Origin of the sequence: Agrobacterium pusense (assembly GCF_900102105.1) — a bacterium.
GTDB classification, from domain to species: Bacteria; Pseudomonadota; Alphaproteobacteria; order Rhizobiales; family Rhizobiaceae; genus Agrobacterium; species Agrobacterium pusense.
On record NZ_FNBB01000001.1, the window covers coordinates 856,326 to 877,698 of the forward strand.

Annotated in this window: 18 protein-coding genes and 1 other RNA gene; 10 read left to right on the plus strand and 9 right to left on the minus strand. The window is 58.6% G+C overall.

Annotated features, from left to right (window positions below; genetic code table 11):
- Positions 1–119: 119 nt before the first annotated feature.
- The 5 genes from BLU28_RS04330 to polA form a co-directional block, all read right to left on the minus strand.
- Positions 120–1,466 carry a sigma-54-dependent transcriptional regulator gene (locus tag BLU28_RS04330; protein WP_004439142.1) on the minus strand — a complete coding sequence of 449 codons (1,347 nt, stop codon included), beginning with the start codon at positions 1,464–1,466 and terminating at the stop codon, positions 120–122.
- Positions 1,463–3,265, minus strand: a complete 1,803-nt coding sequence (locus BLU28_RS04335; RefSeq protein ID WP_175477665.1) for a sensor histidine kinase — start codon at positions 3,263–3,265, stop codon at positions 1,463–1,465. The genes BLU28_RS04330 and BLU28_RS04335 overlap by 4 nt, the downstream gene beginning before the upstream one ends.
- A 184-nt stretch (positions 3,266–3,449) precedes the next feature.
- A complete protein-coding gene (gene rpmF / locus BLU28_RS04340) occupies positions 3,450–3,635 on the minus strand; it encodes a 50S ribosomal protein L32 (protein WP_003507205.1) in 186 nt (61 codons plus the stop codon).
- A gap of 192 nt (positions 3,636–3,827) precedes the next feature.
- Entirely contained in the window at positions 3,828–4,547 is a 720-nt protein-coding gene (locus BLU28_RS04345; protein WP_077986530.1) for a DUF1868 domain-containing protein, read from the minus strand.
- 75 nt (positions 4,548–4,622) lie between these two features.
- The gene (gene polA, locus BLU28_RS04350; protein WP_077986528.1) at positions 4,623–7,610 is read right to left on the minus strand and encodes a DNA polymerase I; all 2,988 of its coding nucleotides are present in this window, start codon (positions 7,608–7,610) and stop codon (positions 4,623–4,625) included.
- Between the two features lie 415 nt (positions 7,611–8,025).
- On the opposite strand from polA, the gene BLU28_RS04355 reads away from it, so the two are divergent.
- Both BLU28_RS04355 and BLU28_RS04360 read left to right on the plus strand, forming a co-directional pair.
- The gene (locus BLU28_RS04355; RefSeq protein WP_022555354.1) at positions 8,026–8,460 is read left to right on the plus strand and encodes a MarR family winged helix-turn-helix transcriptional regulator; all 435 of its coding nucleotides are present in this window, start codon (positions 8,026–8,028) and stop codon (positions 8,458–8,460) included.
- 164 nt (positions 8,461–8,624) lie between these two features.
- The gene (locus tag BLU28_RS04360; protein ID WP_077986527.1) at positions 8,625–10,016 is read left to right on the plus strand and encodes a dipeptidase; all 1,392 of its coding nucleotides are present in this window, start codon (positions 8,625–8,627) and stop codon (positions 10,014–10,016) included.
- Positions 10,017–10,402: 386 nt separating this feature from the next.
- Here BLU28_RS04360 and BLU28_RS04365 read toward each other — a convergent pair whose 3' ends face one another.
- Positions 10,403–10,612 (minus strand): cold-shock protein, encoded by a 210-nt coding sequence (locus BLU28_RS04365; protein WP_003492998.1) that lies wholly within the window; start codon positions 10,610–10,612, stop codon positions 10,403–10,405.
- A 470-nt stretch (positions 10,613–11,082) separates the two neighbouring features.
- Between BLU28_RS04365 and BLU28_RS04375 the strand changes: the two genes are divergently transcribed.
- The 3 genes from BLU28_RS04375 to BLU28_RS04385 all read left to right on the plus strand — a co-directional run bounded on the left by BLU28_RS04375 (position 11,083) and on the right by BLU28_RS04385 (position 15,011).
- Positions 11,083–11,541, plus strand: coding sequence for a YbaK/EbsC family protein (locus BLU28_RS04375; RefSeq protein ID WP_077986525.1), 459 nt, complete (start codon positions 11,083–11,085; stop codon positions 11,539–11,541).
- A 143-nt stretch (positions 11,542–11,684) separates the two neighbouring features.
- The gene (locus tag BLU28_RS04380) at positions 11,685–13,994 is read left to right on the plus strand and encodes a transglycosylase domain-containing protein (RefSeq protein WP_077986524.1); all 2,310 of its coding nucleotides are present in this window, start codon (positions 11,685–11,687) and stop codon (positions 13,992–13,994) included.
- 288 nt (positions 13,995–14,282) lie between these two features.
- Positions 14,283–15,011 (plus strand): sugar transferase, encoded by a 729-nt coding sequence (locus tag BLU28_RS04385; RefSeq protein ID WP_022555350.1) that lies wholly within the window; start codon positions 14,283–14,285, stop codon positions 15,009–15,011.
- 79 nt (positions 15,012–15,090) lie between these two features.
- Here BLU28_RS04385 and BLU28_RS04390 read toward each other — a convergent pair whose 3' ends face one another.
- Complete coding sequence (locus BLU28_RS04390; protein ID WP_004439101.1) at positions 15,091–15,666, minus strand: c-type cytochrome; 576 nt, start codon at positions 15,664–15,666, stop codon at positions 15,091–15,093.
- A 149-nt stretch (positions 15,667–15,815) separates the two neighbouring features.
- On the opposite strand from BLU28_RS04390, the gene BLU28_RS04395 reads away from it, so the two are divergent.
- Entirely contained in the window at positions 15,816–16,571 is a 756-nt protein-coding gene (locus BLU28_RS04395; RefSeq protein WP_004439098.1) for a 3-deoxy-manno-octulosonate cytidylyltransferase, read from the plus strand.
- Between the two features lie 11 nt (positions 16,572–16,582).
- Positions 16,583–17,446 (plus strand): prephenate dehydratase, encoded by an 864-nt coding sequence (locus BLU28_RS04400; protein ID WP_004439096.1) that lies wholly within the window; start codon positions 16,583–16,585, stop codon positions 17,444–17,446.
- A gap of 15 nt (positions 17,447–17,461) precedes the next feature.
- Here BLU28_RS04400 and nudC read toward each other — a convergent pair whose 3' ends face one another.
- Together nudC and BLU28_RS04410 are read right to left on the minus strand one after the other, a co-directional pair.
- Positions 17,462–18,424 (minus strand): NAD(+) diphosphatase, encoded by a 963-nt coding sequence (gene nudC / locus BLU28_RS04405; RefSeq protein ID WP_077986523.1) that lies wholly within the window; start codon positions 18,422–18,424, stop codon positions 17,462–17,464.
- Positions 18,424–18,852 (minus strand): HIT domain-containing protein, encoded by a 429-nt coding sequence (locus BLU28_RS04410; protein WP_162699341.1) that lies wholly within the window; start codon positions 18,850–18,852, stop codon positions 18,424–18,426. Before BLU28_RS04410 ends, nudC begins: the two co-directional genes overlap by 1 nt.
- Positions 18,853–18,917: 65 nt before the next feature.
- Between BLU28_RS04410 and ffs the strand changes: the two genes are divergently transcribed.
- The 3 genes from ffs to BLU28_RS04425 all read left to right on the plus strand — a co-directional run bounded on the left by ffs (position 18,918) and on the right by BLU28_RS04425 (position 21,315).
- Positions 18,918–19,014: signal recognition particle sRNA small type (gene ffs / locus BLU28_RS04415), an RNA gene on the plus strand.
- Between the two features lie 78 nt (positions 19,015–19,092).
- Entirely contained in the window at positions 19,093–20,967 is a 1,875-nt protein-coding gene (locus BLU28_RS04420; protein WP_077986521.1) for a DNA polymerase III subunit gamma/tau, read from the plus strand.
- 24 nt (positions 20,968–20,991) lie between these two features.
- Positions 20,992–21,315, plus strand: a complete 324-nt coding sequence (locus BLU28_RS04425; RefSeq protein ID WP_004439084.1) for a YbaB/EbfC family nucleoid-associated protein — start codon at positions 20,992–20,994, stop codon at positions 21,313–21,315.
- Positions 21,316–21,373: the final 58 nt, after the last annotated feature.

Genomic DNA, 21,373 nt, shown 5'->3' on the forward strand with positions numbered 1-21,373 from the left:
TCCCGAAGTGACATTCAGCAACGGCACTGTTGCGATGAAACGCAGTTTTATCCGTGTAACCAAAGTTAATGGGTGGATTTCAACCCATGACGGCCTAAAGATGGGTGGAAATCCACCCATCAGATCTCGGTCATATGCCGGTGAAGCTCGTATTTCTGCATCTTCTCGTAAAGCGTTTTGCGGGAGATGCCGAGGTTCTCATAAACGGATTTCAGATTTCCCCCATGGGCTGCGATGGCCTGCGCAATCAGGCTTTTTTCATATGCCGCGACCCTCGGGGCAAGAGCCGACCTGCCATCATCCTGAAACGCCGGCGACGCATCGGACACGTCGGTTTCCAGGCCCAGCGCGAAGCGGTCCGCAGCGTTGCGCAATTCCCGGACGTTGCCCGGCCATTCCCTGAGCGAAACAGCGGAGAGCAGGTGCTGCGGCACCTCCATATCCTCCCGCCCGTAGCGGGCGGCAGCTTCTCGTACCAGATGGAGGAAGAGCAGCGGAATATCCGCACTGCGCTGCGAGAGCGATGGCACGAGAATTGTCGCGACGTTGAGGCGGTAAAGAAGGTCGGCGCGAAAACGGCCAGCCGCAACTTCCTGTTCCAGATCTACCTTGCTGGTGGCAATGAAGCGCACGTCGAGTTCGACCGTTTCATTCGAGCCGAGACGGGTAATCACTCTTTCCTGCAGCACGCGAAGCAATCGGCCCTGCAGTTCGAAAGGCATAGAGCCGATTTCATCCAGCAGGATGGTGCCGCCGCGCGCGTGTTCGAACTTGCCATAACGCGGGCGCAGCGCGCCCGGAAAGGCGCCGGCCTCGTGACCAAACAACTCGCTCTCAATCAATGTCTGCGGAAGCGCCGCACAGTTGATCGCGACAAAGGGCCGGTTGGCTCTGCTGCTGATATCGTGCAATGCCCGCGCAACCACCTCCTTGCCTGCGCCTGTATCTCCGACGATCAATGTATCGGCATCCGTCGCACCGATGGCGCGAATGCGGTACCGCAGATCGACCATCACCTGGGTTCTGCCCGGCAGGCGCGTTTCGAGATCGTCATGCTTGCCCGCCACCGCCTTGAGACGGCGATTTTCCAGCACCAGCGCCCGCCGGTCATTGGCCCGCTTGATGATGCCCGCGAGATATTGCGGTGTGAACGGCTTCTCGATGAAATCATAGGCGCCATTGCGCATGGCGTTGACCGCCAGCTGAACATCCCCGTGACCCGTCATCAGAATCACAGGTATTTCCGCATCGAGCTCCCTCACCTTCTGCAGCAGCGTCATGCCGTCCATGCCGGGCATGCGGATGTCGCTGACCACGACACCATCAAAACTGTAGCCGATGAGTTCGAGCGCGTGTTCGGCGCTCGCCAGCATGGTGACGGCAAAACCGGAAAGCTCCAGCGCCTGGGCAGTGGAGAAGCGCAGTTCCTCTTCGTCATCGATCAGCAAAACCCGCGACATGGTCATTCCGCAGCCGCCTCCATGCGCCAGGCGGCGGCGGGCAATTCGATCTCGAATTCCGCGCCCCCTTCCTCATGATTTCTCACCCGCAACTGGCCGCCAAAATCCTTGATGATGTTATAGGAGATGGAAAGCCCGAGGCCGAGGCCACGCCCCACACCCTTGGTGGTGAAAAACGGATCGAAGATGCGATCCGAAATTGCCGGCGGAACGCCTGGTCCCCGGTCGCGGATGAAGACGGAAACCGTCTGGCCGTGCTGTACGGCCTCGAGCGCGATGCGCCGATCCTCGCGCCCCTCCACGGCGTCCGCCGCGTTGGAAATGATGTTGACGAGCACCTGCTGCAGCCGCACCGGACCAGCTTTCACCGCAAGTGGCACCGGGCCGAGATTGACATCCAGCACCGCATTGGCGGCCTTCAACCGGGCACCGACGATTTCAAGCGTGTCGCGAAGCACGGTTTCCAGGCTGACCGCAGTCATTTTTTCATTCGGCTTTCGGGCGAAATTCCTGAGGTGCCTGCTGATCGAGGCCATGCGATCGATCAGCCCCGAAATGCGCCTGAGGTTTTCCCTGACCTCGTCCAGCCGCCCGCGCTCTACAAGAAGCGACGCGTTTTCGGCATAATTCTTGGCTGCGGCAAGCGGCTGGTTGATTTCATGCGACAAGGCCGCCGACATTTGTCCGAGCGCCGCAAGCTTGCCCGCCTGCACCAGATCATTCTGCATCTTACGTAATTGTTTTTCCGTCTGGCGGCGTTCGGCAATTACGTGTTCGATCTCCTGGTTCACACGCGCCAGATCGGCAGTGCGTTCCTCGACCCGCCGTTCCAGCTCCGCCTGGGCTTCTGCCTGATGGGTCAGCCGTTCACGCAGCCGTCGCCGTCTCTGCAGCATCGCCGCAATGAGCGCGGCTGCCAGACACAGGCACAGGATGATCGCGATCATTGCCGTCTTCACCTGTGTCCGCAATGAACCGGTATCCATCAGCACGCTGACGGTCCATCCTGCATCCGCCATCGGCTGAGACAGGACCATATATTCCCTGTCCCCCTCATTCTGGGTAATCGTCATCAGCTGATGCGAGCCGAAACTGCCGTGTTTCAGCGGCAGTTCCTTCAGTGTGGCATTGGCGTAACGGCGTGAGGCCTCGGTACGCGCCAGTCTTTCGGGCGTCAGCGGCATCAGGCCGGAGTAAAGCCATTGCGGCGTGCCGGTCATGAAAATGATGCCTTCGGGATCCGACACAAGAATACGGTTTTCGCCATCGCCGAAGGAGGCCTCTATGCCTTCGATGTCGACCTTGAAGACGATGACGCCCTTTATTTCCGCATTGAAGAGAATAGGCGCGGAGAAATAATATCCGCGCTTGTGCGAGGTCGTGCCGAGCGCGAAGAACCGCGACTGCAGGCCCTTCGCCGCATCCTGAAAATAGGGACGGTAGCTGAAATTCTCACCGACGAAGCTTGTCGGACCATCATAGTTGCTGGCCGCGATTGTCTCGCCATCCAGCGTAATGATGTAGATATCGGAGGATTCCAGCAGGGTGTTGATGGATTTGAGGTAAACATTGGCGCGCTGTCGCAGGGCTTCATCCTTGGGATGTGCGACCAGCTCCTCAATGTCATCATGATCTGCAATCAAGGCAGGCAGCGGCTCGTAACGGTTCAACAGCCCGCCAAGGGCGGAGACGGCAAGCCGGAGCGTCGTGCGCCCCTGCTCGGACATTTCACCGAAATAGCTTTCTGCAATGACGCCGCTTCCTTTTGTCACGGCGCCGTAACCGAGGCCAAGACCGAGCATCATCAACAAAATCCAGCGATATTTCACCGAAACTCCCCTCACGCGGCAGGAATCTAACCCGCTCTCCCGAAGCGAGTGTAGGAGGAGTGACGAGATTTTCCAAGTGAGCGCTGGACACCGTGAGAGATCGCTAAAAACAAAAAACCGGCCACGAGGGCCGGTTTTTGCAAAGTCACGTCGGAAAAGCTTATGCGCTTTCCTTCGGCGTCAGAACCTGACGGCCGCGATACATACCGGTCTTCAGATCGATATGGTGCGGACGGCGCAGTTCGCCGGAGTTCTTGTCTTCAACATAGGTCGCAGACTTGAGACCGTCAGCCGAGCGGCGCATGCCACGCTTGGACGGGCTTGTTTTTCTTTTTGGTACAGCCATTTTTGTTACTCCACTTAAGCGGCGAAACAACGGAACCGGCCAGAACCAAAGGCCGAATGTCGGATGTCTCGATATCGGAAATTTGGCGCGCTTATACATGCCCAAACGGGCTTTGACCAGCCCTGACGCGCATTTTTTCCGATTCGGCAAAAACCATGCGGCAAACTGCCCTCAGGCAATGCCAATCATGCTTCACCTTCTATCGAAAACAACCAGCTCCTTGAAGTGGTTCATATCCCTGAATTCACAGAAAGCCGGCGGACGCATCTCCATAACTGGCGCCGCGGCACGCAGCTTTTCCAGTTCCTCGTCAAGCATCGCCTGCCAGCGCGGCAGGCACTCAGGCTTGAACCAGCTGATGATGTAGGACAGGGTGATGTGAAACTCGTAGCTGTCATGGTCAGGATGGCGATATCCGAAGAAATCGGCGAATGTATCCCGCCACAGGGCCACAATGCGATCATCCTCGGGCGTGGCTCCCGTCAGGACCAGACCTACCGGCCGCAAACCGGTGACCTGCATGTTGAATCCCGGCAGCGCCGGAAAAGCAGAAAGGCGGTCGCGATAATAGTCCGTCATCGTGTCGATCGGTGTATCAAGCGGCATTGTCTGCGGCCAATAGGGCAGAGCACGCCGAAACTCGATGATGCCCTGAAACACCGTCATGTGCAGGCTGGAAGCCGGTGTGAAAGCAAGCTGGGATGCCTCCGGCATATCCAGGAAGCGCTGACGCGTCGCAATGATCGCGTTTTCGGTCTGCGAGCCCCCAACAAGACGGCAGACGACCGTATTGCCCGGCTCAGGCAGAAACTCACCATTCTCATTAAAGCGGCTGCCGAGATGGCGCGGCGGCTGATCATGACAGGCAGCAGAAATATAGCCGAGATCTTTCGAGACGAGCGGGGCGTGCATGGGAAACTCCTCGTGAAGCGTTTCCTCTAATCCGTGCACGCGACACAGCAATGACATGGACCGGCCAAAAGCCGGTCAATGCGCCTCGTCCCAGTTGTCAGCCGCGCGGGCATCCACCTGCAATGGCACCTTCATGGAGATTGCCGGCATGGCCGCATTTTCCATGACCGAGACGACGACGGGCAGAGTTTTCTCGATTTCCGCTTCATCGACCTCGAAGATGAGTTCGTCATGCACCTGCAACAGCATGCGGGCGGACAGGTTTTCAGCCTCCAGCGCCGGTTCGATACGGACCATGGCGCGCCTTATTATATCCGCCGCGGAGCCCTGGATCGGCGCGTTAATGGCGGCGCGCTCATTGAAGGCCTTCACGGAAGGGTTGGACGAGCGGATTTCCGGATAATGGGCGCGGCGGCCGAAAATCGTTTCGACATAACCGTTCTCACGGGCGAAAGCCTTTGTCGCCTCCATGTAGTCGCGGATGCCGGGAAAACGCTCGAAATATTTCTTGATATATTCGCCGGCTTCAGAACGGGCGATACCGAGCTGGTTGGCGAGACCGAAAGCCGAAATACCGTAGATAATGCCGAAATTGATGGCCTTGGCGCGGCGGCGCACTTCCGAGGGCATGCCTTCGACAGGCACGCCAAACATTTCCGAAGCCGTCATGGCATGAATGTCGATGCCGTTTTCGAAGGCGTTTCGAAGCTGCGGAATATCGGCGACATGGGCCAGCACGCGCAGTTCGATCTGGCTGTAGTCGGCGGAAAGAAGCTTGTGGCCGGGCGTGGAGATGAAAGCCGTGCGGATTTTTCGCCCTTCCGCCGTGCGAACGGGGATGTTCTGTAGGTTCGGTTCCGAGGACGACAGACGGCCTGTTGTGGTGGAGGCCAGCGCATAGGATGTATGCACACGTTTCGTCTCCGGGTGGATATATCCCGGCAGTGCATCCGTATAGGTGGATTTCAGCTTCGTCAGCTGCCGCCAGTCGACGATCTTGCGGGGCAGTTCAATACCTTCAGCCGCCAAATCCTCCAGCACCTGTGCCGAGGTCGACCATTGGCCGGTCTTGGTCTTGGAGCCGCCCGGCAGGCCCATCTTGCCGAACAGGATATCGCCGAGCTGCTTTGGCGAGCCGATGTTGAAACGCTCGCCGGCCAGCTCGTAGATTTCCTCTTCAAACGCTGCCGCCTTCTGGGCGAGTTCGCCGGAAAGACGTGAGAGGATTTGCCGGTCGACGGTGATGCCACGCTCCTCCATATGAGCCAGAACAGGCACAAGCGGACGTTCCAGCCGCTCGTAAACCTTGGTCAGCCGTTCTGAAACAAGCCGCGGCTTCAGCGCCATCCACAGCCGCAAGGTGACATCAGCGTCCTCCGCTGCATATGCCGTCGCCTTGTCGATGTCGACAAAATCGAAGGTAACGCTCGACTTGCCCGATCCCGCCACGTCCTTATAGGGGATCGGCGTATGGCCGAGCCAACGTTCGGACAGCGAATCCATGCCGTGCGTCGCTTTGCCAGCCTCAAGCACATAGGAGATCAGCATCGTATCGTCGAAACTCTGCATGACGACGCCATGGCGTTTCATGAGCAGATAGTCATATTTGAGATTTTGCGCGACCTTCAGCACGGCCTCGTCTTCAAGCAAGTCCTTGAGACGGACCAGTGCTTCGTCAAAGGGCACCTGGCCTTCGGCGAGCCTGATACCGTCGCTGAATAGATCGCCGCCGGAGCCAGTCTTGTGCGTCAAGGGAATGTAGGCGGCGCGTATATCGCTGCCCGAGGCATCCTTGCCATTATCGGCGATTGCCAGCGAAAACCCGACGAGCTCCGCCTGCATCGGATCAAGCGAGGTCGTTTCCGTATCGAAGGCGACGACCCCCGTTTCCCGCGCCGCCGCAACCCAGAGGTCCAGCGTCGCAAGATCCCTGATCGTCGTGTAGGCGCTCGTGTCGATCTTGGCGGCGGCAAAAAGCGTCTGGCGGGCGGTGGCAAGATCAGCCGGCGCGCTGCCCTCCCCTGCACCTTTCCGCGCCGGAATAGCGGGCGAAGCCGCAGTGCCCGTTACGCCAGCAGCCGCTTCACGCGCGGCCGGCGCATCGAGATCGGGACCATGGGCGTCGGCGCCCCACTGAACCGGCACATTGGCGGACTCAATGGCGGAAGCATCGGTCTCTGTCGCTTCGGCAACCCGCCGCGTCAGCGTGGTGAATTCCATCGCCTTCAGGAAGGCAATGAGTTTCGGGCCGTTCTGAGGTTCCAGCACCAGTGCTTCAAGCGGCTGATCCAGCGGCACGTCGGTCCTCAGGGCCACGAGCTGTCGGGAAATACGAGCAAGTTCCGCATTGGCGATGATATTTTCCCGACGCTTCTGCTGCTTGATCTCACCTGCCCGGGCGAGCAGCGTATCGAGATCGCCGTATTCTTCCAGCAATTGCGCGGCCGTCTTTGGACCGATGCCGGGGATGCCCGGAACATTGTCGGTCGAATCGCCGGTCATGGCCTGCAGGTCGATCATCTTTTCGGGACCCACGCCCCATTTCTCTATGACATCAGGGATGCCGATCTGCTTGTCCTTCATCGCATCGTACATGTGGACATTGGCAGTGACGAGCTGCATCAGATCCTTGTCGGAGGAGATGATGGTGACATCGGCCCCAATGGCCTCCGCCTGCCGGGCATAGGTGGCGATGATATCGTCCGCCTCGAAGCCTTCCGTCTCGATGCAGGGAAGGTTGAAGGCGCGCGTCGCCTCCCGTATCAGCCCGAATTGCGGCACCAGATCTTCCGGCGGCGCCGTGCGATTGGCTTTATAGAGATCATAAAGCTCATTGCGGAATGTCTTTGACGAATAATCAAAAATTACCGCAAAATGCGTGGGCGTCACGCCGACATCGGTGTTGCGCGCATCCTTCAGGAGCTTCCACAACATGTTGCAGAAGCCGGAAACGGCATTGACCGGCAGCCCGTCCGACTTGCGGTTCAGCGGCGGGATGGCATGGAAGGCCCGGAAAATGAAACCGGACCCGTCAACGAGGAAGAGATGATCGCCTTTTTTCATGGGTAGCATGGATAGCGCGGGGGCGTTTTAACGTCTACCGAAACTTCGCGGAACACACGGTAAAGAGCCGGAACCGAGGTGGTGAAAAAAGCGCGTCGCATTTCACCCGAACGTTACCGATTTGTAATCCATCTTTCCCTTGAAAAGCCGCATTTGCAGACACATTTCTTAGAGGACGGCGCCTGATCACGCCGTAGTCTGATAGCTGGCTCGTCCCCCGCCGCGTCAGACCGGACAAAGGCCTTTCCCCCTCTCCGGGCCTTTGTCCTCCAATATGACCGCCATGGCCGCCCCCTCCAGGCCATGGCGGTTTTATTTTGCGCCTGTTACCGGCTGGCAAAAACATATCGTGCGATATATATCGCACTATTGAATTGCCGGCGCCGTCCGGCCAAACTGTCTGAGGGACGGAGGAATGGGATTTTCCCGGGATGAATCGGCCATCTATCTCGCCGCCAAAATGGCGCGGGAGTTCACTATGGCGCTGCAGAAAAGAGCCGCCGCATTGGGCTTCTCTCCCGGCCAATTCCCCATTCTCATCGAGCTCTGGCATGAAGAAGGGCTAACACAAAGGCAGTTGCTCGACAGAATCGATGTCGAACAGGCAACGCTTGCTAACACGCTCTCACGCATGGAGCGCGACGGACTGATCGTGCGAAAGACGCATCCCGGTGACCGCCGCGCCCAGATCATCGAATTGACGCAGCGCGGCAGGGACCTGGAAGCGAATGCCATTGCCGCTTCTGAGGCCACCGAAGACATGTTGCTTGCGGATTTCCGGCGTTTTGAACGCCAGCTTCTGCTGGAATATATGCGCCGCGCCATCGAGAGCGCAAAAAAAGCAAAATAGCGCTTCCAACTCGAAACCGCTTCGCAGTTTTCCTGAACTGCTCTATCGTTTCCGCGGCCGCGCGTTTGCCGATTCACGACACGCCGGCCCTTGTTTCCCGCGATGCGCGATGCCCGGATGTTTCGTCTTATCGCCGGGTCACGACAGACATGACAGGATCAGCGATGACAGACGTTTCCCCCATTCTTTCCACTGCCGATGACAATCTCACCTCCAGCCTCGAGCGACTGTTCGAACTCGTTCGCATTCCGTCGATTTCCACGGACCCCGCTTACAAGGCCGAGTGCCGCAAGGCGGCGGAATGGCTCGTGAGAACGCTTTCAGCGCTCGGCTTTACTGCCTCCGTTCGCGATACAGCCGGTCACCCCATGGTGGTGGCGCATCACGATGCGGCCACCGAAGACGCCCCACATGTGCTTTTCTACGGCCATTATGATGTACAGCCGGTCGATCCGCTCGATCTCTGGGAAAACGATCCTTTCGAACCTGCCGTCAAGGATATCGGCGCAGGCCGTCAGGTGATTACAGGACGCGGTACGGCGGATGACAAGGGCCAGTTGATGACCTTCGTGGAGGCCTGCCGCGCCTACAAGGCCGCGAATGGCGGCCTGCCGGTGCGCGTCACCATTCTTTTTGAAGGTGAAGAAGAATCCGGTTCGCCCTCGCTGAAGCCGTTCCTCGAAGCGAATGCGGAAGAGCTGAAGGCAGATTATGCCCTGGTCTGCGATACCGGCATGTGGGACCGGGATACGCCCGCCATTGCCGCGGCGCTGCGTGGTCTGGTCGGCGAAGAAATCGTCATCACCGCCGCCGATCGCGATCTGCATTCGGGTCTTTTCGGTGGTGCCGCCGCAAACCCCATCCACATCCTGACCGACATTCTCGCTGGCCTGCATGACGAGACCGGCCGCGTGACGCTCGACGGCTTCTATGACGGCGTGGAAGAAACGCCCGCCAATATCAAGGCTGCCTGGGAGACGCTGGGCCGCACCGCAGAAACCTTCCTCGGTGAAGTGGGCCTTTCGGTTCCCTCGGGTGAAAAGGGCCGCTCCGTGCTGGAACAGACCTGGGCGCGGCCGACAGCGGAGGTCAACGGCATCATAGGCGGGTACACCGGTGATGGCTTCAAGACCGTTATTGCAGCAAAAGCTTCCGCCAAGGTGTCGTTCCGCCTTGTCGGCGAACAGAACCCCGCCGCCATTCGCGAAAACTTCCGGGCGTATGTACGCTCGAAAATTCCGGCTGATTGCTCCGTGGAATTCCACGAGCATGGCGCATCGCCGGCGATCCAGCTTTCATACGATTCACCCGTCCTGACCAAGGCGAAGAACGCCCTTTCGGAAGAGTGGCCCAAACCGGCCGTCGTGATCGGCATGGGCGGCTCTATCCCGATCGTGGGCGATTTCCAGAAGATGCTCGGCATGGATTCGCTGCTCGTCGGTTTCGGCTTGACGGACGATCGCATTCATTCGCCGAATGAAAAATACGACCTGCAGTCCTTCCACAAGGGCATTCGCTCCTGGATCCGCATTCTCGACGCACTGGCCGCGAAATAAAAAAGAGGAGGCGCCACTGGTCGGGCGCCTCCGCTCACTCCAAAAACAAAAAGGCCGGGCAAGCCCGACCTTTCCATCCGTTTTCCGTCAATGCCAGTACATCCGTGGTCAAAGCGGTTCAACGGTCTGATGTTTCAGAGCGCGTCGATTTCCGACGCTGCTTTCACAATCAGGATCATCTGTTTTGGTTAATCTTTGGTTAACGCAACAACAGCGGCATCTTAAGACGCCCCTGACAGTTTTCATCTGAAACACTGTTGAACCCTATATCGGTATACGTACCGCCGTTTTCAAGACCCCGCCCGCCGGACTTCCTTCCAAAGAAAAAGGCCGGAAAAATCCGGCCTTTCAGTTCATGCAAGAAACCCTTTCGGGCCTGTTGCGTATCAGGCAGCGACGAGGTTGCCTGCGGACATCTTGCCAGAGCGGCGGTCCTGCATCAGCTCGTAAGAAAGCTTCTGGCCGTCGTTGAGGGCGGTCAGACCTGCGCGCTCAACAGCCGAGATGTGAACGAATACGTCCTGCGAACCGTCGTCCGGCTGAATGAAGCCGTAGCCCTTGGTTGCGTTGAACCACTTTACTGTACCAGTCGCCATAACGATTTCCTTCCGTTGGCAATTGTATTTGCGCTGCGAGCAGCGCGGTCTTGGGGTCGAATTTGAAGGAAAAGATCGTCGTGAGCGTCTGGAAAGACGCCGAAGCTCTGGTCGTCAAACAAATATCGATGGCGAAGTACCTAGGTTGGAAGGGGCTGAAAGTCAAGTTTCTTTGAACGAAACTATCGCATCAGGGGTCCGCCAGGGCTCGAAAAAGGAAGCGCCAAATAGCAAAAACCCGGCGCGGGAGGAGGTGCGCCGGGTTCTTGAAACTGACTGACAATTGGGAGGAGGAGTATTGTCAGTCCAATCGGGCGACGCTGGGAGGAGGAGTGCGTCGCTTCGATGTTTTGAACATACAACATCGCCGCTCAAAAAACAGACATTCTATCGCAGCGCAGCATTGCGATTATTGCATAGCTGAAGCGTGACATCTTGAACAACCATTTCTAACCGCCTAACAAATACGCATGTCTATTCAATCCGTCAGAGCATTTTTTGCCGAAAAATCACCCGAGGTGACGATCATTGAAACGGAAGCCAGTTCGGCAACCGTTGCGCTTGCCGCTAAAGCACATGGCGTCGAGCCAGACCAGATCGCCAAAACGATCTGCCTCAAGGCGGGCGATGCAATTCTGCTCGTTGTCACCGCGGGTACGAAACGCCTCGACAACAGGAAATTCCGTGATCATTTCGGAACGAAACCGCGCATGCTGGGGGCGGACGAGGTGGTTGCGGTGACCAGCCATCCTGTCGGCGGTGTATGCCCCTTCGGCTTGCCGTCGCCTTTGCCGGTGTTTTGCGACATATCGCTGAGAGATTATCTTGAAGTGGTTCCGGCAGCCGGCGCTACCAATGCAGCGGTGCGGATTTCTCCCCATGTGATGGCCGAACTGACTAAAGCTGAATGGGTCGACGTCTGCCAATGACGCCGATTTGATCCGGCCTGGGCTTAACCCCGCCTTAAATTGCCGCATTTAAACTCTTCATCCTGGATTAAGGATCGCGCAGGCATAGACGCCTGAGACCGACAAGGCACAGGCGGTCCCCCAAAAGGAGCGATTTCGGCTGGATGGCAGGCAAGGGTAGATCACGCGAACGGGTAGAACCCTCCTTCGGGGATTTCCACGAGTCCGGTGACGATCTGCGTCTTGACGCCAGCGAGCGCATCAGCGGCACTGCAAAACAGTCGCCGAAGAAACCGAAACAGGCTTCACGCCGACCCAAGACGAAAAACGAAAAGCGCGCCCGCGGCACAGGTCGGGGGGCGACGGGTTTCATCCGGTCCCTCGTCTATTGGTGCATCGTGCTGGGCATTTGGGGCGGTATCGGGATTGCCGGACTTGTGCTTTATTATGGCGCGCGCATGCCGAGTGCCAGCAGCTGGTCCATTCCAGAACGTCCGCCGAATGTGAAGATCGTTTCCGTGAATGGCAGCGTGCTTGCAAACCGCGGCACGACCGGCGGCGAGGCGCTCGCGCTGGAAGACATGTCGCCCTATATTCCACAGGCTGTGATGGCGATTGAGGACCGGCGGTTTTATTCCCATTTCGGGGTCGATCCGCTTGGTCTCGGACGTGCCATCGTCACGAATGTGCTGACGGGGCGAACCGTGCAGGGCGGCTCGACACTGACGCAACAGCTGGCGAAAAACCTTTTCCTTTCGCCGGACAGGACCCTCGAACGCAAGGTTCAGGAAGTGCTGCTGTCCTTCTGGCTGGAGCACAAGTTCACCAAGGATCAGATCCTGGCGATGTACCTCAATCGCGTCTATTTCGGATCCAACGCCTATGGCGTCGAGGCGGCCTCGCGGCGCTACTTCAACAAATCCGCCCGCGACGTCAATCTGGGCGAAGCGGCAATGCTCGCCGGGCTTCTCAAAGCGCCGTCGCGCCTTTCGCCGGCACGGGACCCACAGGCAGCGGAAGAACGGGCGCAGGTCGTGCTGCAATCCATGCGCGACGTCGGTTTCATTACCGATGATGAGATCAAGACCGCCATGTCGCAGCCGCCGACCAAAGCGAAACGCTTCTGGTCCGGTGCCGAACATTACGCCGCCGACATGGTGCTGGAAGAGGTGCGCGGCCTGGTTGGCGAGGTCAAGCAGGATATCGTCGTCGATACGACAATCGATCCCGATCTCGAGCGCGATGCCGAAAAGGCGCTGACCCACGTGCTGCAGGGCGACGGCAAAAAACAGGGCGCCTCCCAGGCGGCACTGGTTTCCATCGATGGTACGGGGGCGATCAGGGCCGTGGTAGGTGGTGCGGATTATGCCGAAAGCCAGTTTAACCGCGCTGCCAAGGCAAAACGGCAACCCGGCTCGGCATTTAAGCCCTTCGTCTACGTCGCCGCTCTCGAATCCGGGCTTACGCCCTATACCATTCGTAATGATGGGCCTGTTCGTATCGGCAACTGGACCCCGGAAAATTATGAGAAGAAATTTCGCGGCGAAGTGACACTGGCCACAGCGCTGGCCAACTCCCTGAACACCATCGCCGCCCAGCTGGTGATGGAGGTCGGTCCCGAGCGGGTGACACAGGTGGCGCATCGCATGGGCATCGAATCGGAGCTGCAGAACAATGCCTCCATCGCGCTCGGGACTTCGGAAGTGTCGCTGATGGAACTGACAGCTTCTTATGCTCCTTTCATGAATGGCGGCTATAAAGCCACGCCGCACATCGTGAAGCGTATCACCGATGCCGATGGCAAGGTGCTTTATGAAAACAAATATGACAATCCGCCACGGGTGCTAAGCGAAGAAATTGCCGCCACGATGAACGGCATGCTGTCGCGCGTCATCACCGAAGGTACCGGCAAGGCCGCGCGCCTGCAGGGCTGGCAGGCAGCGGGGAAATCCGGTACCACGCAGTCTTTCCGCGATGCGCTCTTTGTTGGCTATACGAGCAATCTGACGACCGGCGTCTGGTTTGGAAACGACGACGGCACCTCCATGAAAAAGGTCACGGGCGGCGGCCTTCCTGCAAGGGCGTGGAAAGAGTTCATGACCGCGGCTCATTCCGGTCTTTCGCCTTCGCCCCTCTTCGGTCTTGGTGCAGGCGGCGTGCCGCCGCTCATGGATATGCAGCAACCGGCGCCGGAGAATGCGCCCTCCTCCATTGGCGACATCATTTCCAACGCGCTGGGCGGCGGAACGACTGATAATCGCGCCTATCCCGCGGCGCCGGCATCACCCACACCGAATCAGCCAGATGGGCAGTCGGGAGGGCTGACGCCGCCGGCTAATATTCCTTCGCGGGATATCGAACCCCGTTATTCCGCCGGCAACGGCCCTGTGCCGCCGGCCGATATTGGCGGTGAAGCGCCTGACGCGTCGGGACCGAAACAAACCACCCTGCTCGACATTCTGATGGGTCGCTGACAGGTTTTTAAATCGTCGCCAAGCCCGGCAACGAAGGACGAAGCGACCGAGGTCCACGTCCTTCACCCCTTTCGTTTCACGCTTTTCGGTGGCCGAACCGGCCGCCACCCCGTCCACGGCGGCGAATCGGCGCCTGAAGCGCAACACCTGCGTGCATACGTTAACTTTAGATTGATATTTGCCCAGACACGGCTACATTTCGGATGACTTTTTAGGGTAAATGAATTATTAATCGTTCATATAAATTAAATTTCTTCTATCAAAATAAGTTTTTCAGGATCCTATACTATGTTGGGTACTAAAGGCTCATCCCATGCCGTTTTTTTCGGCGATCCCTATTCCTCGGCCATCACTTTCGAGACACCGGAAACGCAGCCCTCCATTTTTGAGAAACGGGTATCTCCACTACAACGCGGCCAGTTCGCGCTCAAAAGAACGATGGACATTGCGGGGGCGTCCATCGCCCTCGTCGCACTGGCTCCCGTCCTTCTGACGGTGGCAGCGCTCGTCAAACTCGACAGCCGCGGGCCGGTCCTGTTCTCGCAGGTCCGCTGGGGCATGAATGGGCGGAAGATTCGCGTCTATAAATTTCGCTCAATGAGAACAGACATGTGCGACGCCACCGGCGTGGCGCAAACAGTGAAGAATGACCCGAGAATAACCCGCATCGGCGCCATTCTCCGGCGCACGAATATTGATGAGCTGCCACAGCTCATCAATGTGCTCAAGGGTGACATGTCGCTGGTCGGACCGCGCTGCCATGCCATCGGCATGCTGGCGGCCGGCCGTCTCTACGAGGAGCTGGTTCCGCACTATCACCTGCGGCACCGGATGCGGCCAGGCATCACGGGACTTGCCCAGATGCGGGGCCTGCGCGGGCCAACGGATCGCAGCGACAAGGCAAGGGCGCGCATCGTATCCGATCTTTATTATGTCGAAAACTTTTCGGTCTGGCTGGATGTCAGGATCATGGTCGGAACGGTGATTTCCGAGTTGCGGGGCGGCAAGGGCTTCTGATCTTCGAGAGGCAAGGCAAGATTGCGAAAAGAAAAGCCCGGCATCTCTGCCGGGCTTTTCTCATGAACTGTCGTCACCTTCAATTTGTCGGCGCGGGAGCTGCAGCCGGGTCCGGCAGCGGCGCCGGGTTCGCAGACAGCGTGCGGAGATAGGCAATAAGATCTGCTCTTTCCGTTTCTTTCTTCACACCCGCAAAGCCCATGGCCGTGCCTGGAACGTGCTTTTTCGGGGCTTCGAGAAAATAGTTGAGATGATCGTAATCCCAGTGCTCGGCTCCACCCTTGGAGAAATCCTTCATCGCTGCGGAGTAGCTGAAACCTTCGTGGCTGGCGATCGGCCGGTTGACGACATCGAAGAGATTGGGGCCGACCTTGTTTGCACCACCACTCTCTCCGGTATGACAGCTCGTACATTTCTTGAAGACCGCTTCGCCCTTGGCGGCGTCCGCGCTGGCGAGCAACTGTGCGATCGGGGTGGCCGCAGCCGCCGCTTCTCCGCCGCCCGTTCCGCCGCTGCTTTCTTCCGCGACGATGGCGTAACCTTCCTTTTCGGGCGCGGGCGCATGGAAAATGCCCTCGGACGCAATCGACACCGACATCAGGACGAATACTGTACCCAGAAACGCCCCAACGCCCATATTAACATAAGAATTCATCTAAACGCGCTCCCTCGCATCCGCTCGATATAACGGGCATCTTGAAATTGCTCGAAAGCTATGGCTTTTGCACAGCCTGCGCAACTTGAATAATGCTCCCCACACCGTGACGTTTTGACACTTTTCGGGCGGGATTTGAAGGGTGTCGGATGAATAATCGGGATTTCGAGAAAGCTGTCGTCCTCATACCGGCGCGAATGGCCTCCACGCGCCTGCCCGGCAAGCCGCTTGCCGACATTGGTGGCAAGCCGATGATCGTGCAGGTTGCGCAGCGGGCACGTGAGGCCGGCGCGGAGCGAATCGTCGTCGCGGTCGATGACGAACAGGTATTTTCGGCGGTTCAAAATGCCGGTTTCGACGTGATGATGACGCGTGACGACCATCAATCCGGTTCGGATCGCATTTTCGAAGCGCTGCAGAAGGCCGACCCCTATGGCAAGGCGGAATATGTCATCAATGTTCAGGGCGACCTTCCGACCATCGAGGCGGAAACTATACGCGCCTCGTTGCGCCCGCTGGAGAACGCCGCCGTCGACATTGCGACACTGACGGTCGAAATCACCGACGAGGAAGAAAAAACCAATCCGAACGTAGTGAAAGTTGTGGGCAGCCCACTTTCCGAAACACGTCTGCGCGCGCTTTATTTCACCCGCACCACCGCGCCTTACGGCGAGGGGCCGCTTTATCATCATATCGGGCTCTACACCTATCGCCGTGCTGCGCTCGAGACATTCGTGAGTCTACCGCCCTCACCGCTGGAAAAGCGCGAGCGGCTGGAGCAGCTGCGTGCTCTCGAAGCGGGCATGCGCATTGATGCCGAGATCGTCCGCTCCGTACCGCTCGGTGTCGATACGCCGCACGATCTCGAAAAAGCTCGCAAAATTCTTGCAAGCAGAACCCTTTAACGGACAGTCCCATGAGCTTGATCACCAATCGCATTGCCTTTCAGGGCGAATTCGGCGCGAACTCCGACATGGCCTGCCGCGACATGTTTCCGAACATGGAACCATTGCCGTGTCCGACATTCGAGGATGCGTTCAACGCCATTGAAAACGGCGAAGCCGATCTCGGCATGATCCCGATCGAAAACACTCTGGCCGGCCGCGTGGCGGATATTCATCACCTGCTGCCGGAATCGCGCCTGCATATCATCGGCGAATATTTCATGCCGATCCGCTTTCAGCTGATGGTGATGCCGGGCGTGAAAAAGGACGAGATCCGCACCGTCCACAGCCACATCCACGCACTTGGCCAGTGCCGCAAGATCATTCGTTCCAACGGCTGGAAACCCGTCATCGCCGGCGATACGGCAGGATCGGCAAGGCTCGTTTCCGAAACGGGCGACCGCAGCATGGCGGCGCTTGCGCCGCGTCTTGCCGCCAGCCTTTACGGTCTCGATATTCTCGCCGAGAATGTCGAGGATTCGGAAAACAACGTCACGCGCTTCGTAGTGCTGTCCCGCGATGAAAACTGGGCCAAGCGCCAGTCGAGCGAAGAAATCGTCGTCACGACTTTCGTTTTCAACGTCCGCAACATTCCCGCGGCACTCTACAAGGCCATGGGTGGCTTTGCGACGAACGGCATCAATATGACGAAGCTCGAAAGCTACCAGCTCGGCGGCAAATTCGTGGCGACGCAATTTTATGCCGACATTGAAGGCCATCCCGATGACGAACCCGTGCGGCATGCCCTGGACGAGCTGCGCTTCTTCTCTGAAAAAGTCCGTATTCTCGGCGTCTACAAGGGCCATGCGATGCGCGGAAAGCTCAACCAGAGCTGAGCCTGCCGCGATCTCCTACTTCGGCCATTCCACCCAGTCGCGCATCAGGCGATGCGCGATGGCTCCCATGGGCGGCGCAGAAAGACCTTCGCCCGCCGGGGCCTCCAGCATCTTTGCCACCTCTTCCCGCGTGAACCAGCGGCAATCCTCAAGCTCGACCTCATCGCGTGCGATCTCAAAAGACAACGCCTCGGCATAACAGCCGATCATCAGCGTATGCGGCATCGGCCAAGGCTGGGAGGCGTGATAACGGACGCGGCCGATTTCGACACCGGATTCCTCGTGCGTTTCACGGCGAACAGCCTGTTCGATGGTCTCACCCGGTTCCACAAAACCGGCGAGGCACGAATACATGCCCGGCGCAAAATGCGCTCCGCGGCCAAGCAGGCACAGATCGCGCTCGATGTCGATCGTCATCATGATGACGACGGGATCAGTGCGTGGAAAAATAGTGTGGCTGCAGGCGGCGCAGATGCGCTTGTAGCCGCCGATTCGCAGCTCCATGGCCCCACCGCATTTCCCGCAAAAGCGGTTGTCGGCGTTCCAATGTGTGAGGCTGACGGCCTGGGCGACCTCACTCAGCAATTCCTCTTCCAGCAGGTGATCGCGATACAGCGTGCGTGCGTCGGCGAGCTTGTAGTGGCTCGCCAGCTGGTCTTCGGCCACGGCAACCGGAACGGCGATTCGCGGTTCGCCGGTTTCCCGATATCCAAGCAGGACGGCATTGTCGAAATCCGGCTGCAACTCGGCCAGCTCATAGGCGGAAAACAGGGGGTCGATGACCTGTTCGTCATGCTTCAGGACAAGCCGGCTGCCCGAAAAGGCAAAAATATGGGTGCCGTCGACTTTCAGGGCATCGGCAACGCATTCCTCCGTCCGCTTTTCCGCGAAACGGTCGAGGGCATTTTTGGAAAAAGCCGTCAGCAGACTTGCTTCGGGATGGGGGGCAGTGGTTTCAAAAATTTTCATGGAAATCATCAGAGTGCGCCGGAGATTTTTTTCATCAAAGTTTCCTTTTCGCCCGCGGCATAAGGCACGGGCGTCCCATGACCCCAGATGGGGCCGGGCCAGCAGGTGTCGCCTTCATTGCGGGCGATAATATGGACATGCAGTTGCCGGACGATGTTGCCCAGAGCGCCCACATTGATCTTGGTGGCCGCGGTAATTTCTTTCAAGGCGGACGCGACAAGATTGGTCTCGAATGTCAGCACGGCCTGATCAAGCGGAGTAAGATCGAACAGCTCGCTGACGCCGTCTCGCTGCGGCACCAGCACCAGCCATGGCCAGCGGCTGTCATTTTGCAAACGCAGTTCACATAGCCCCAAACGCGTCACGAGCACGCTATCGCGCGCCAGTCTTTCGTCCAGCTGGAATGTCTCCAAGGTGTCCTCCATGTTTGTTTTCATTGTGATAGCAGTTTTTTGAATGCTTGGCTTGCATTTGCTGTCGATATTGCCGATATGTGGCCCCGGGAGGTTGGTGGTGGACGAGCCACTCGCCAACCGGGTCAGGTCCGGAAGGAAGCAGCCCTAACGAGCCCGGCACGGGTCGCCGTGCCAGCCTCCCACCTTTTAAAAGACGTGCTCAGCTTTCGCCGGGCCAGTTCAGCGCCCCAAGACAAACTGGCAAAACAAACTGGCGAGGCGATGAACGACAGCGTACCCACCACATCAAGCGAATCCCAGGTCGGGACCGGCTATCGGGTACTGGCGCGCAAATATCGCCCGAAGGATTTTTCCGATCTGATGGTCGGACAGGAGCCGATGGTCCGCACGCTGACAAACGCGTTCGAGACCGGACGTATTGCGCAGGCCTATATGCTGACCGGCGTCCGCGGCGTGGGCAAAACGACCACGGCCCGCATTCTCGCCCGAGCGCTGAATTACAAAACCGACACCATCGACAAGCCGACCATCGATCTGCGCATTCCCGGTGAACATTGTCAGGCGATCATGGAAGGTCGCCATGTCGACGTGATCGAGATGGATGCCGCCTCCCATACCGGCATCGACGATATTCGCGAAATCATCGAACAGGTGCGTTATCGCCCTGTCTCGGCGCGTTACAAGGTCTATATCATCGACGAAGTGCACATGCTGTCGACGCAGGCTTTCAACGGCCTGCTCAAGACGCTGGAAGAACCGCCGGAGCATGTGAAGTTCATCTTCGCCACAACGGAAATCCGCAAGGTTCCGATCACGGTTCTGTCACGATGCCAGCGTTTCGACCTGCGCCGCATCAGCGCCGCCGATCTCGTCGGTCTTTTTACCGCCATCGCCGGCAAGGAAGGTTTCGAAGCCGAACCGCAGGCGCTTTCGATGATCGCCCGCGCGGCGGAAGGGTCTGCCCGTGACGGCCTGTCGCTGCTCGATCAGGCAATCGCCCATGGCGGTGGCCGGGTGGAAGCTGAAGCGGTACGCGGCATGCTCGGTCTTGCCGACCGGGCCCGCATCGTCGATCTCTTCCAGCACGTCGTCAAAGGCGATGTCGCGGCCGCTCTGTCGGAATTCAACGGTCAATATGAGGCGGGCGCGAACCCGGTTGTGGTCCTTAACGATCTCGCCGATTTCACCCATCTCGTGACCCGCATGAAATATGTGCCGGATGCAGCGGAAGATCCCTCGCTTTCTGAAATAGAGCGCGTGCGCGGTGCGGAATTTGCCGACACAATTGCGGTCACCGCGCTTTCGCGCATCTGGCAGATGTTGCTGAAGGGCATACCGGAAACGGAAAATGCCTCGCGCCCGGCCGGTGCTGCCGAAATGGTTCTCATCCGGCTGGCGCACGCTGCCAATCTTCCCGCACCCGAAGATGCTGCCCGGCGCTTGCTGGAGCTTTCGAACGGTGACGGGGGTTACGCCAATGGCGGACCTTCCGGCGGCGGCAATGGCGGCGGTGCGCGCGCCTATTCGTCAGCACAGACCGTGGCTGCGGGACGACCTGTCGATCTTCCCACCCAGCGCCAGGCAGCGCCACAGACCTCCGCCATACTGCGCGCCATTCCAGATAGCCGCCCGCAGGAAATGCAGGTCGCAGCACCGAAAACGGAGGAGCGGCCGGAGCCGAAAGTTCCCGTCAATTCGGTGCAGGATATTGCCGATCTGTGTCAGAAGAACCGCGATCCCGTCATGCGGGCGAAAGTGCGCAACTTCGTACGGCTGGTACGGCTGGAGCCCGGCCGGCTCGATATGCGCCTCGGGGAAGGTGCCCCCGGCTCCCTGCCCGGCGAACTTGGCGTCAAGCTCAAGGAATGGACCGGCATCCACTGGATCATCAGCCTCAGCAAGGAGCAGGGGGAACCGACCCTTGTCGAGGCTGAGGGCAACGCACGGGACGCGCGTCTTGTCGATGCACGCCAGGACCCTGATGTGGCTGCCATCCTGGCGCAGTTTCCCGGCGCAAAAATTACCGACGTGCGCATCCGCGCCGCCGTACAGGATGAGGCTGAAGACATCGCGTCGCCATCGGTTGCCGAATCGAGTGAAGGCGACATCCTTCCCGGCGACGACATCGAGTTTTAAACAAAAAGAACAGGAGATTGGCACATGCGTGACATCATGGGCATGATGGGCAAGGTCAAGGAAATGCAGGCCAAGATGGAGAAGGTGCAGGAAGAAATCGCTGCGCTCGAAATCGAGGGGCGTGCTGGCGGCGGTCTGGTAACCGTCATTCTGAACGGCAAGGGCGAAATGCGCGGCCTGAAAATCGATCCCTCGCTATTGAAGGAAGACGAGGTGGAAATCCTTGAGGACCTGATCGTCGCAGCGCATAAGGACGCCAAGCAGAAAGGCGAAGCGCAGGCGCAGGAAAAGATGGCTGGGCTGACCGCCGGCCTGCCGCTGCCGCCCGGCATGAAGCTGCCGTTCTGATATAACCGATTTGACGAGGGGGCGAAGCGCATGGAGCGGGCGCCCTCCTTGTCCCATG